This window comes from Janthinobacterium sp. UMAB-60 (assembly GCF_900095235.1).
Lineage (GTDB): Bacteria > Pseudomonadota > Gammaproteobacteria > Burkholderiales > Burkholderiaceae_D > Janthinobacterium.
Map to the genome: position 1 here is coordinate 50,146 of NZ_LT607483.1, position 12,857 is coordinate 63,002.

At 60.8% G+C, this 12,857-nt stretch carries 11 protein-coding genes; 9 read left to right on the forward strand and 2 right to left on the reverse strand.

Annotated elements, in window-relative coordinates; all coding sequences use genetic code 11:
- From K0F86_RS27330 to K0F86_RS03590, 6 genes are all read left to right on the forward strand, one after another.
- The coding region (locus tag K0F86_RS27330) for an amidohydrolase family protein (RefSeq protein ID WP_257571969.1) at positions 1-468 on the forward strand (468 nt) is incomplete at its 5' end.
- Between the two features lie 15 nt (positions 469-483).
- Positions 484-1,719 (forward strand): Zn-dependent hydrolase, encoded by a 1,236-nt coding sequence (locus K0F86_RS03570; RefSeq protein ID WP_219132997.1) that lies wholly within the window; start codon positions 484-486, stop codon positions 1,717-1,719.
- Positions 1,720-2,154: 435 nt separating this feature from the next.
- Positions 2,155-2,451: a hypothetical protein gene (locus K0F86_RS03575; protein ID WP_219132998.1), complete on the forward strand. Its 297-nt coding sequence runs from the start codon at positions 2,155-2,157 to the stop codon at positions 2,449-2,451.
- Positions 2,452-2,731: 280 nt separating this feature from the next.
- On the forward strand, positions 2,732-2,935 hold the full coding sequence (locus K0F86_RS03580; RefSeq protein ID WP_219132999.1) for a hypothetical protein: 204 nt from the start codon (positions 2,732-2,734) through the stop codon (positions 2,933-2,935).
- Positions 2,935-4,482, forward strand: coding sequence for a sulfatase-like hydrolase/transferase (locus K0F86_RS03585; RefSeq protein WP_219133000.1), 1,548 nt, complete (start codon positions 2,935-2,937; stop codon positions 4,480-4,482). Before K0F86_RS03580 ends, K0F86_RS03585 begins: the two co-directional genes overlap by 1 nt.
- On the forward strand, positions 4,466-5,890 hold the full coding sequence (locus tag K0F86_RS03590; protein WP_219133001.1) for a class I SAM-dependent methyltransferase: 1,425 nt from the start codon (positions 4,466-4,468) through the stop codon (positions 5,888-5,890). Before K0F86_RS03585 ends, K0F86_RS03590 begins: the two co-directional genes overlap by 17 nt.
- A gap of 68 nt (positions 5,891-5,958) precedes the next feature.
- On the opposite strand, the gene K0F86_RS03595 is transcribed toward K0F86_RS03590, so the two are convergent.
- Together K0F86_RS03595 and K0F86_RS03600 are read right to left on the reverse strand one after the other, a co-directional pair.
- Positions 5,959-7,713, reverse strand: a complete 1,755-nt coding sequence (locus tag K0F86_RS03595; protein WP_219133003.1) for an allantoate amidohydrolase — start codon at positions 7,711-7,713, stop codon at positions 5,959-5,961.
- Positions 7,714-7,786: 73 nt separating this feature from the next.
- Entirely contained in the window at positions 7,787-8,725 is a 939-nt protein-coding gene (locus tag K0F86_RS03600) for a LysR substrate-binding domain-containing protein (RefSeq protein WP_100875714.1), read from the reverse strand.
- 131 nt (positions 8,726-8,856) lie between these two features.
- Here K0F86_RS03600 and K0F86_RS03605 point away from each other — a divergent pair, with 131 nt between their 5' ends.
- The 3 genes from K0F86_RS03605 to K0F86_RS03615 all read left to right on the forward strand — a co-directional run bounded on the left by K0F86_RS03605 (position 8,857) and on the right by K0F86_RS03615 (position 12,737).
- Positions 8,857-10,083, forward strand: coding sequence for a urate hydroxylase PuuD (locus tag K0F86_RS03605; RefSeq protein WP_219133004.1), 1,227 nt, complete (start codon positions 8,857-8,859; stop codon positions 10,081-10,083).
- Positions 10,080-11,312 (forward strand): M20/M25/M40 family metallo-hydrolase, encoded by a 1,233-nt coding sequence (locus K0F86_RS03610; RefSeq protein ID WP_219133006.1) that lies wholly within the window; start codon positions 10,080-10,082, stop codon positions 11,310-11,312. Before K0F86_RS03605 ends, K0F86_RS03610 begins: the two co-directional genes overlap by 4 nt.
- A gap of 63 nt (positions 11,313-11,375) precedes the next feature.
- Complete coding sequence (locus tag K0F86_RS03615; protein WP_219133007.1) at positions 11,376-12,737, forward strand: amidase; 1,362 nt, start codon at positions 11,376-11,378, stop codon at positions 12,735-12,737.
- Positions 12,738-12,857: the final 120 nt, after the last annotated feature.

Consider the following 12,857-nt stretch of genomic DNA (forward strand, 5'->3'; position numbering starts at 1 on the left):
AACCTGCACACGACGGCCACCGACCATTGCACTTTCTGCGCCGAGCAGAAGGCGGCCGGCAAGGACGACTTCACGCGCATCCCGAACGGCTGCGGCGGCGTCGAGGAACGCATGGCCGTGGTGTGGGATGCGGGCGTCAATTCCGGCATGCTGACACCGTCCGAATTCGTCAAGGTGTCGTCGACCAATGCGGCGCAGATCTTCAATATGTATCCACGCAAGGGCGTCATCGCCGCGGGCAGCGATGCCGACATCGTGCTGTGGGACCCGCAGGGCACGCGCACCATTTCCGCCGCCACGCAGTTTGCCAAAGGAGGCTTCAACGTCTTCGAAGGGCGCACCGTGCGCGGCATCCCCAGCACCACGATTGCCGCCGGCAAGGTGGTGTTCCACCAGGGCGAGCTGACGGCCGTCGAAGGGGCAGGGCGCTATATCGAGCGCCCGGCGTTTGCCGCCACCACCGCATGAAGTCAGGAGACAATAATGAATGATCTACGCATCAATGGCGAACGGCTGTGGGCAGCCCTGATGGAACTGGCGCAGATCGGCGCGACAGTGAAGGGCGGCGTCAAGCGCCTGGCCCTGACGGACCTCGACAAGCAGGGGCGCGACCTGGTGGTGCGCTGGGGCCGTGAAGCCGGCATGAGCATTACCATCGACCAGATCGGCAATGTCTTCATGCGCCGCGACGGCACCGATAATACCTTGCCGCCCGTGATGACGGGCAGCCACATCGACACCCAGCCCACGGGCGGCAAGTTTGATGGCAATTACGGCGTGCTGGCGGGCCTGGAAGTGGTGCGCACCCTGAACGATTTACAGATCAAGACGCGGGCGCCCATCGAGGTGGCGTTCTGGACCAACGAGGAAGGCTCGCGCTTTGTGCCCGTGATGATGGGTTCCGGCGTATTTTGCGGCGCTTTTTCGCTCGAAACCGCGTATGCGGCGAAAGACACGGAAGGCAAAACGGTGGGCGAGGAGCTGGCGCGCATCGGCTATCGTGGAGACCAGGTGCCGGGCGACCATCCCATCGGCGCCTATTTCGAAACGCATATCGAGCAGGGCCCTGTGCTGGAAGACGCCGATAAAGTCATCGGCGTGGTGCCTGCCGTGATGGGGCTGTCCTGGTACGACTGCGTGGTGACGGGCATGGAGGCGCACGCCGGTCCTACGCCCATGGGCTTGCGCAAGGATGCGCTGCAGGTGGCCACGACCATCATGCAGGAAGTTGTCGCCATCGCCAACCGCTACCCGCCTTACGGGCGTGGCACGGTGGGCATGGTGCAGGTGTTCCCGAACAGCCGCAACGTGATTCCCGGCGAAGTCACATTCAGCATCGACCTGCGCAATGTGAACGACGAACTGCTCAACACCATGCACGGCGAAATCACGGCCTTCATCGACGCCACGCGCGAGACGACGGGCCTGGGCATTTCACTGGAGCGTGTTTCCTATTACCCGCCATGCCCGTTCCACCCAGACTGCGTGGGCGCCGTGCGCAATGCGACTGAAAAACTGGGTTATTCCGTGATGGACGTGGTCTCCGGCGCCGGCCACGACGCCATCTACGCTGCCCGACTGGCGCCGGCCGGCATGATCTTCGTGCCTTGCAAGGATGGCATCAGCCACAATGAAATCGAAGACGCCAAGCCCGAGCACCTGGAAGCGGGCTGCAACGTGCTGCTGCATGCGATGCTGGAGCGGGCTATCGCGGCGTAGCCCGGAGGTGGGTGTTTTTTCCGGATCGCCGATGCCGCACCGTTCCTGTCATGCCGAACTGCTGTTCACCAAAGGCAGCCGCCATCTGCAAGATGGCGACCATGGCGCTGCCGAAGTGTGCTTCATCGAGGCGCGCGCTGGCGCCGGATAGTGCCGAAATCTGGGCCAATATCGCTTTTTTGAAGGAACGCAGCGGCTTGCTGGCCGAAGCCGAAGCTTGTTACCGTCACGCTTTGCTACTGCTGCCCGACAACTAGAAAATCCTGCAAAACCTCGGCGCGCTGTTCGCTGGCACCAAGCGCGAAACGGAGGCCGAGCGCTGCTACCTCGACGCCATCTCTGTTGCCCCCGCCTATGCGAAGGCGCATTTCAACTTGTCTTATTTGCTGTTGCGCCAGGGGCGGATGGAAGAGGGCTGGGCGATGCTCGAATACCGTGATCGACTTTGCCGACATGGCGGCGCTGATCGTGAATCTAGACCTGCTCATCAGCGTCGATATGGCTGCGGCCCATCTGGGTGGCGCACTGGGCAAGCCATGGTGGGTATTGCTGCCCGATTACGGCTGCAACTGGCGCTGGCTGGCCGGGCGCGTCGATACGCCGTGGTATCCGGGAGCCATGCGGCTATTTCGTCAGCATGATGCAACAGAATGGGGGCCTTTGATCGGTGCGGTTGCGGCCTCGCTGCAGAGGAAAAACGGGAATCATATGTCTGGCGATTCCAAATGTTAAATGGCGCGCATACTTGCGAGGCCATGGTCAGGAGACGGCAGCTGATGTCGCGGCAGCATAACCGGAAAATCGCGGTGTTGCATTAACGCCATCCCTTGTGATGCCGAAGGGCATTCAGGGGGAGGCGGAATCAGCTCTGTTGCGTATATAATAGTCAAATCCGCAGGAAGAAGTCGCAGTCTCGCTTGAATCAATCGCCACTCCACATTATTCATATTTGAATTTAATTTCATTGATTGAAATTTTTATTTAATGGGATAACCTCCGACAAGGTAATACCATGTTTGAAAAAAAATCCATTTTCATGGCTACTTTTATTCTCCTGTTCCCTGGCACCGCATTCGCCTATGTCGATCCGGGAACTGGGGCCTATCTGCTGCAGCTGTTGATCACCGTCTTCGGCGCGGTGATGTTTTATATTTCACGGCCTGGCCAATTATTCAAGTTGATCCGGGATTTCTTTTCAAGAAAAAATAAAAAATAATGAAGCGTCTGAATACGGCAACAGGCTTATCCCTGCTTTATGCATCGGCTTATTTTCTGAATTTCTTAAATCCGTTGACGCTTTATTTCGTGCCATCGTTTTTTGATTATATTGTTTATCCGTCGCTGGTCACCGTTTTTTGTCTGGTGCCGGTTATTTTGCTGGCGACCAGTTCCCTGCCAAGTGCCGGTATCAAGCGCAAGTTGATGTTTTTTGGTACTGCGGCGTTGACACTGATGGCGATAAAAAGCGCTTTTAATGCGGCGGATTATCCATGGGGTAATCTCGTACAATTCGTCATGCCATCGTTTTTTGAATCGACGAATCGATTTGGCATCGGAAAAATCATGCTGGTAGGCGCTACGCTGGCGACTATCTTCGGATGTTTATATCTGACCCGAAACAACTTGTCAAAGTGGATACGCGCGCTGTCGACGATGGGGTATGCCTTTGTCTTTCTTGCGCTGTATCGTTGTATCGCTCTTGACTTCTTTTTTCAACCCGCGGCATCTGCGGCGGTCACGCCGGATCACGCGGCGGCCACCGTCGAACGACGCGTGGTATGGGTTATTTTTGATGAAATGGACTATGCACTGAGCTTGAAGCCGGGTTCCGGCATGGCCGCTGCCATGCCGAACTTTTCGGCGTTGACGGCGCGTGCGATCAGTGCAAACCAGGCGTTTTCACCTGGCCAGGACACGTCATATTCCATCCCTGCGTTATTGACGGGCACAGCGCTATCGGGGGTTACGATCAGATCCCAAAACAGACTCGATTTGGTGGATCAGCAGCACAAAATAGTACGTTTTGGCCCGGATAGCGCCATATTTTCGCAATTGCCCGGCGGGCCACAGGCCGCAACGGTGCTGGGTTTTTATCACCCCTATTGCAAGATGTTCCCGTCATTACAATCTTGTAATAGCACCTATGCAGTCAATGCGGGCAGATGGTTTGATAGCCTGACATTTTTCAGCACAGCACTGATTTCAGCGATCAAGAATGTCAAGGGGGCGATCCAAATTTTGCCGGAATTCGTGTTATATCATTTTGATCATATGTACCGTGCGTCCGATAACGTGCTGTCTCACCTCGACGCAACACTTGCCAACCAGCGCAGTGCATTCGATTTCATCCATATGAATTTGCCGCATTTGCCCAATATCTATGTGCAGCGCCTGTTGAAGCAGCCGGTAGAAAATGATACCGATGCCTACAGACAAAATTTGATCGGTGCCGACATGGTACTTGGACGTATCGTCAAAGATCTGCAAGCGCTTGCCGATAAACAAAATATTCTCCTTATCGTTTCTTCCGATCATTGGTTGAGGACACATTCCAAGCAGCCGGCCGCGATTCCCTTTGTCGTCTGGAAGGTGGGCGCCAGTGAGCCCATTGTCTTGCCAGATCGCATCAGCACCGTCCATAGCAAGCAATTGGCGCTGGATTTTTTGTCCGGAAAACTCGATACCCAGCCTGAATTGGCCGATGCGTTGCGGCGTACACCTTATTATGAAACCTGGAGCGCGCCGGATGGCTACAAATTTTGAAATTCTGAAAAAAGTTTCTTGGCGCGACCCGTCCGGTTTTGTCGCAAAAAAAAATGGCCGGATTTTTCGCGCCGTCAGTACGCAAAAAGTCGATGATGTAGAAACGTTGATCAACGCGCCCTGGTATCGGCAAGGAGTCGCCGATGGTTGGTTCCCGCAGTCCGAGTGGGTCGCCGGCCGCGTCGAATCTGTCACTGATACGGCGCATTTACGCTGGCTGGAACACCGCGCTGTCGACTTCCCATGCTATCCGCATGAAATTACCGCTTTGCAGTTGTATGACGCGGCAAAAATGACACTGCAAATCGCCAAGACAGCTTTGGCACACGGCTGGATCATCAAGGATGCATCGGCGTGGAATATCCTGTTCGAACATGGCAAGCCGAGGTTTTGCGATATCCTCTCATTCGAGCGCATGGATGAGTCTGGCGTTTGGATCGCGTATGCACAGTTTTGCCGGCATTTTCTGATCCCCTTGTTGCTTTATCGCCACACCGGCATGCAGACGTCCGCTCTGTTTGTCCAGTACCGCGATGGCGTGCAGCCTGAGCAGGCCAGGCGCATTATCGGTGGCTGGCGCGCCTATGTGCAGCCGGCGTTGGAAGCGGTGACCTTGCCGACGTTTTTCGGCAGAATGGGCCAATCGCGTACCAGCGGCGGCGCCAGCGCGCCGAAAGCCAGGTCAGCCGAACTGGCGATGTTCTTGTTGGCGCGTACCTTGAAGCGGCTGGAGAAACATGTCGATGCGCTCAAGCCCGCCGCGTCGGCCAAACCGACCAAATGGGAAAATTACGAGGCTGACCGGGACCACTACAGCACGCCCGACGTCGTGGTGAAAACTGCTTTCGTGCGCGCTGCCGTGGACCGGCCCGACATCGCCACAGTGCTCGATCTTGGCTGCAACGCTGGCGAGTTCAGCAAGGTTGCGGCCAATGCCGGAAAAACAGTGGTGGCGGCCGATTACGATCATGGTGCGTTGTCGCGGCTGTACCAGCAATTGCGCGGCGTGGCGTTGCCGATTTCGCCGATCCTGCTCGACATCGGACGCCCCACGCCGGCGGTGGGCTGGATGAACCAGGAGGTGGAAAGTTTCATGGCGCGGGCTGCGGGCAAGTTCGATTGCATCATGGCATTGGGTCTGGTGCATCACTTGCTCGTTTCCGAACGCGCCAGTCTGCCGATGATCCTGGAATTTTTCCTGTCGCTGGCGCCGCGCTTCCTGGTATTGGAATGGATAGAACCGCAAGACCGGCGTTTTGCCGAAATCGCCGGCATCAATGAAGAACTGTATGCGGGGATGTCGATCGACAGTTTTGAACGCGTATTTTGCGAAAAATACACCATCGAGAAAAAACAGCCACTCGTCGCCGGCAACCGGACGCTGTACTTTCTTGAAAAGAAGAATTGACGACATGCCGCCCTGAGCGTGACCTGGAGCAAGTTCCAGCTACGCGATAGCGGCGGCCGGCAATTAATTCAGTTTTTTTCCTGAAAATTGTGCAAGAAATCGAGCAGCGCGCGCGCCGCGATGTCGGCGTCGTCGGCCGTCATGGTTTCCAGCGGGTTGTGGCTGATGCCGCCATTGCCGCAGCGCGTAAACAGCATGGCCACGTCGGTGATGGCGGCCATGGCCATGGCGTCGTGGCCGGCGCCCGACAGCAGCGCGTATGGTTCGATGCCGACCGATTCCACGGCTTGCGCCAGTTGCGCCATCAGCCATGGCGCGCACGGCGCAGCACGCGCCGACAGCAGCAGTTCCAGCTGGTAGTCGATCTGGCGCCGCGCGCAGATGGCGGCGATGCCATCGAGGATGTCGTCGACGGCCGCCTGGCGTACCGCGTCGCTGGCCGCGCGGATATCGAGCGACAGGGTGCAGGCGCCGGCGATCACGTTGACGGAGCCGTTGGGTACCTGCAGCTGGCCGACGGTGCCCACCAGCGCTTCGCCCTGGCTGCAGCGCCGTTCCACCAGCAGGATGATTTCGGCCGCCGCGCTGGCCGCGTCCTTGCGCATGTGCATGGGCGTGGTGCCCGCGTGGCTGGCCACGCCGCCAAGATTGACCAGGTAGCGCGAGCTGCCGGCAATCGCCGTGACGATTCCCAGCGGCAGGTCGCGCTCCAGCAGCACGGGGCCCTGTTCGATATGCACTTCCACATAGCCGAGCAAATCGGCAGGGTCACGCGCGATGGCGCCGATGGCGCTCGCCTCGTGGCCGGCGGCGGCCAGCGCGTCGCGCATGCTCACGCCGTCCGCGTCAAGCTGTTCCAGCAGCGACAAATCGAACTTGCCCGTGACGGCCGTGCTGCCCAAAAACGTGCTCTTGAAGCGCACGCCTTCCTCTTCGGCAAAGCCGACGACCTCGACGTGGAAGGGCAGCTTTTCGCCCCGTTCGTGCAGGTGGCGCACGACGGCGATCGGCAGCACGATGCCCAGCCGGCCATCGTACTTGCCGCCGTTGCGCACCGTGTCGTAATGCGATCCCGTCATCAGCGTCTTTGCGTCGGGCGCGTCGGACAGATAGCGGCCGACCACATTGCCGACGGCGTCGATCTGCACCTGCATGCCGGCCTCCCGCATCCAGTCGGCCAGCTGCGCGGCCGTTTTTCGGTGCGCCGGCGTCAGGTAGGCGCAGGTCAGGTTGTAATCGCTGTCGCTCCAGCCGGCCAGCGTTTCAGCGTGCTGCATGATGGCCGGACCGAAGTCCAGGCGCACGTCGAACAGGTCGTTCAGGCGCAGCTCGGCGATGCGCTTGATCTGCCGCAGCGATTCGGCCAGTTCATCGGCGCGCCGGTTCTTCAGGCGCCGGGAAAAGGTGGCGATGATGTCCTGGCGCGTGAGGCCTTCGCCCGTCGGGCCCTTGACGGCCAGGATGAAGGGAAAGCCGAACTTGGCGTTGTACTCGCTGTTGAGGCGCTGCAGGGTGGCAAATTCGTCGGCGCTGCACAGGTTCAGGCCGGACTTGGCCTGTTCGCGCGTCGACTCCATCGTCATTTGCCCGGCGATGGCGGCCTTGCCGGCCAGTTCGGGGTGGGCGCGGATGAGTCCCAGCTGTTCTTCGGGCGAGGCCAGGGCCAGCACGCGCTGCAATTCCGTCTTGAGCGCCGTCAGGCTGGCAAACGGCCGCGCGGCGGCTGCGCGCTGGGCGATCCAGGGCGAATGTTCGAAGATGCCATGCAGCTGCGCGATAAAATCGGCCTGGCTGCCGGCGTTCAGGTCTGAAAGGGTGGTCATGGTTTTCCGATCATGCAAGCGGTGATGATAGCGCCCCGTTCCTGCGTTCATTATATGCGCGTGCTGATAGCGGCTATCGCTGCACCAGCGCCTTGGCCGCCGCGCTGACCTGGTCGCGCAGCCATTTGTGCTCGGGCGCCTGGTGCACGCGCTGGTGCCACAACTGGTAAAAGCGCATCGGCGGGAATTTCAAGGGCACGGTATACGTTTTCAGCGGCAGGGTCTTTTCATAGAAGCGCATGAACTGGCGGCCCGTGGTGAGTACCAGATCCGTCTGCGTCAGCATGTAGGGGATCAGGCCGAAATACGCCGATTCAACCACCACGTTGCGCTGCAGGTTTTGCCGTTCGAGGAAGGAGTCGATCACGCCGTGATAGCCCGGCATCATCTGCGACGGCGCCACGTGCGGCAGGCTCAGATAGTCGTCGAGGGTCATGGCGTCGCTGGCCGTGCGCCGCGCATAGGCGTTTTCCGCATGCATGGCGCAGACGATGGGATCTTCGAACAGCTTCGAGATGTGCAGGTGGGCGGGCGGCTCGTCCCAGTTGGCGATGACCAGATCCAGCCCTCCATCGGACAATTGGCGGATATGGTCGATGCCCGGCCCCAGGCTGTGCAGCACGACGCGGCTTTTCGGCGAACCGCGGCGCAGCAGGGCCACCACATTGGGCAGGAACTGGCTGTCCAGGTAGTCGGGCGCGGCGATATGGAAGGTGCGCGCCTCTTCCTGCGCCACGAACGGCGTCTTCTTGATAAACAGGCTTTCCGTCTGGTCGAGGATGCGCTTGGCCGGATTGAGCAGGCTTTCGCCATGCTGGGTGGGCACCATGCCGCGCGCGCCGCGCACCAGCAACGGGTCGCCCGTCAGTTCGCGCAGCTTGCGCAAGGAGGCGGAGATCGACGGCTGCGGCTGGTTGAGTTTGAGCGCCACGCGCGAGACATTCTTTTCCACCAGCAGCAGGTAGAGGATGCGGATCAGGTGCAGGTCGAGGTGTTGCGGCAGGCTGGACATGGGGCGGCGGCTCTGTTGTATATCGATTTGAATATGTCAAATATACGATATTTTTCATGTGAAGGGCGGTAAATCCGTTTATCTTGTGTAGATTGGCACGAATATGGGTTCGGTCTGACTAGAGGAAATTTATGGACGTATTTGCCTACCTGATTCCGTACGGCCTTGAGTGGCTGAACCTGATCGTCCGCTGGCTGCACGTCATCACGGGCATCGCCTGGATCGGTGCTTCCTTTTATTTCGTGTGGCTCGACAACTCGATCCGTCCGCCCGCGCCCGGCTCCGAGCTGGCGAAGAAGGGCGTCTCGGGAGAATTGTGGGCCGTGCATGGGGGCGGTTTCTATAACCCGCAAAAATATCTGGTGGCGCCCGCTGAACTGCCGCAGGAGCTGCACTGGTTCAAGTGGGAGGCGTATTCCACCTGGTTGTCCGGCTTTGCGCTGCTGACGATTGCCTATTATTTCAATGCGCAGGCCATGATGATCGACAAGGCCGTGGCCGATATCTCCAGCGGGCAGGCCGTCGGCATCGGCATCGCCACCCTCGTCATCGGCTGGACCGTGTATGACCTGCTGTGCCGCTCGAAGCTGGCGCAATATGAACTGTGGTTCGGCGTGACGGTGTTTACGCTGATCGTCGGCGCCGCGTACGTGCTCACGCATTTGCTCAGCGGGCGCGCCGCCTACATCCACGTGGGCGCCATGATCGGCACCATCATGGTGGCCAATGTGCTGATGCTGATCATTCCCGGCCAGCGCAAGATGGTCGAAGCCATGGCCGCCGGCAAGCTGCCCGATCCCAGGCACGGCCTGAAGGCCAAGCAGCGCAGCGTGCATAACAATTATTTTACGTTGCCGGTGCTGTTCATCATGATCAGCAACCACTACGCGATGACTTACCGGAACGATCATGCGTGGCTGGTGCTGGCGCTGATCATGGCGGCCGGCGTCTTCATCCGCCACTTCTTCAACCTGCGCCACAAGGGCAGAGTCGAGTGGCGCTATCCGGCCATCGGCGTGGCCCTGCTGCTGGCCGTAGCTATCGCCATCGCGCCGAAAGCGCCCGTGGCGGCCGCGCCCGTGGCGGACCCCGCCGCCCAGTTCGTGGCCGTGCATGCCATCATCGCCCAGCGCTGCGCCACCTGCCATTCGGCCCAGCCCACGCAAGCGGGTTTCGCCACGGCGCCGGCCGGCATGATGCTGGATAATGAAATGGAAATCCGCCAGCACGCGGCGCAAATCTACAAGCAGGCCATCGAGCTGAAAGCCATGCCGATCGGGAACCTGACCAATATGACGGAGGCCGAACGCAGCGAATTGGGCGCCTGGCTGCAACAGACCATGCAAGGAGCAAAATGACTACGCACGCAGAAAAAATCACGGCCTGGATCGACGCGCACTTCGACGAAGAAGTCGCCTTTTTACAGCAGGTGGTGCAGCAGCCGACGGATACGCCGCCCGGCAATAACGCGCCCCATGCGGAGCTGGTGGCGCAGCTGTTGCAGGCGTATGGCTGGAGCGCCGAAAAGCATGCGGTGCCTGCGGACCAGGTCGAGGCCTATGGCATGCAGAGCATCACCAACCTGATCGTGCGCCGGCCGTATGCGGCAGGCGGGCCGACGGTGGCCCTGAATGCGCATGGCGACGTGGTGCCGCCCGGCGACAACTGGACGTATCCGCCGTATGGCGGCCAGATCGACGGCGGCTATATCTACGGCCGCGCGACGGCCGTCTCGAAGGGCGATTTCGCCACCTATGTGTTTGCCGCGCGCGCGCTCGAAGCGCTGGGTATTCCCTTGAAGGGCCAGCTGGAACTGCATTTTACCTACGATGAGGAATTCGGCGGCTTGCTGGGACCGGGCTGGCTGCTGGAACAGAATCTGACGCAGCCCGATTTCGTCATCGCCGCCGGTTTCAGCTATGGCATCGTCACGGCGCACAACGCCTGCCTGCAGCTGGAAATCACCGTGCACGGCAAGTCGGGCCACGGCTCCATGCCGGAGACGGGCCACGATGCGCTGCAGGCGGCCAACAAGATCCTCAACGCCATCTATGGCCAGCTGCCGGAGCTGAAAAAGATCAAATCCAAGGTGGCCGGCATCGACTCGCCCACCATGCTGGTGGGCCGCATCGACGGTGGCACGAATACCAATGTGGTGCCGGGCAAGGTCGTCATGAAGATGGATCGGCGCATGATCCCGGAGGAAGACCCGGTGGCGGTGGAAGGGCAGGTGCGCGCGCTGATCGAAGACGCCGTGCGGGGCGAACCTGGCATTCGCATCGAGATCCGCTGCCTGCTGCTGTCGCACGCGCTGCGGCCCTTGCCCGGTTCCGAGCAGCTGGTCGGCAGCCTGCAAAAGAATGCGCAAGCCATCCTTGGCGAGACGATTCCCGCCGTCGGCACGCCCCTGTATGCGGATGCGCGCCTGTATGGCGAGCGGGGCATCCCCGCCGTGCTGTATGGCGCCGGCCCGCGCACGGTACCCGAGTCGAACGCGAAGAAGGCCGATGAGCGCCTGGCGCTCGATGATTTGCGCAAGGCCAGCAAGATCGTCGCCCTGACCCTGCTCGACTTCCTGGCCGCCTGACGGGGCGGCGACCATGCCGCTGGCATCCGGTAAGATGCATGCCTGGAAAATCGGGGAGGCAGCATGGATGTGACTGGCAAGAGGACGATAAGGGAACTGGCGGCCGACCTGGCCGCCGGCCGCATCACCAGCGTGGCACTGACACAGCAGATGCTGGCGCGCGCCGAGGCGCACCGGGCGCAGGGCGGCCATGCGTATGTCAGCCTCGATGGCGAACAGGCGCTGATGGAGGCGCGGGCCAGCGATGCGGCGCGCGCCGCGGGCATCGTTGCCTCGCCGCTGGCCGGCGTGCCCATTTCCATCAAGGACCTGTTCGACGTGAGGGGGCAGGTCAGCAGCGCCGCCTCGCTGGCGCTGGCAGACGCGCCGCCCGCCGGTGCCGATGCGCTTGCCGTGGCGCGCCTGCGCGCGGCCGGCGCCGTCCTGCTGGGCCGCACCAATATGAGCGAATTTGCATTCTCCGGCCTGGGCTTGAATCCCCATTACGGCACGCCGCGCAATCCGCACGACCACGCGCGTGTGGCAGGCGGCTCCACCTCGGGCGGCGCCGTCACGGTGGCCTTGGCGATGGCGGCCGGCGCGCTGGGCACGGACACGGGCGGCTCGATCCGCATCCCGTCCGCGTTTTGCGGCCTGACCGGTTTCAAGCCGACGGCGGCTGCCGTATCGCTGGCTGGCACGCTGCCGCTGTCGCGCTCCCTCGACTCGGCCGGCCCCATCGCACACAGTGTCGATTGCTGCGCTATTTTGTACGCAGCGTTTTCGGGCCATGACATCGGCGCGCAGGCACCAGCATTGAAAGGCTTGCGCTTCGGCGTTACCCTTGACTACGTCGGTACGCACGTGGCGCCGCAGGTGCAGCAGGCTTTCGGGCGCGCGCTGGACAAATTGCGCGCGGCCGGCGCACAGGTGGAACAGTTCGATTTCCCGGAATTGCTGGAGCTGCCGACGATTAATGGCGGCGGCGGCCTGGTGGCGGCCGAGGCCTGGCACTGGCACAGGGAGCTACTTGAAGAGAAGGGCGCGCAATACGACCAGCGCGTGGCGGCGCGCATCCGCCGCGGCCAGCAGCAAGGCGCAGCGGACTACATCGATTTGCTCGATGCGCGCGCATGCCTGATCGCCATCGCGAAGCGGCGCCTGGCGCCATTCGACGCCTGGCTGATGCCCAGCGTGGCTATTCTCGCACCGGAAGTTGCCCCGCTGGAAGCGGATGACGCCACCTTCTTTGCCACGAACGGCCTGGCGCTGCGCAACGCCAGCGTGATCAACTTCCTCGATGGCTGCGCGCTGTCGCTGCCGTGCCACGCCGAGGGCGAGCTGCCCGTGGGGCTGGGCATCTGCGGCATGCATGGCAATGATGAGCGCGTGCTGCAAATCGGTCGCGCCGTGGAGGCGTTGCTGCGGGGAAGTGGAAAAGAATAGTGCCGTAGTGCAGGAAAATGCCGGGTTTGTAATATGATAGCTGGCATTGACATGGGATAGTCGCGCTTCGGGCGCCGGCAAACTTCAACTGTGCACCGATACGACCTGATTAGCTGTCAT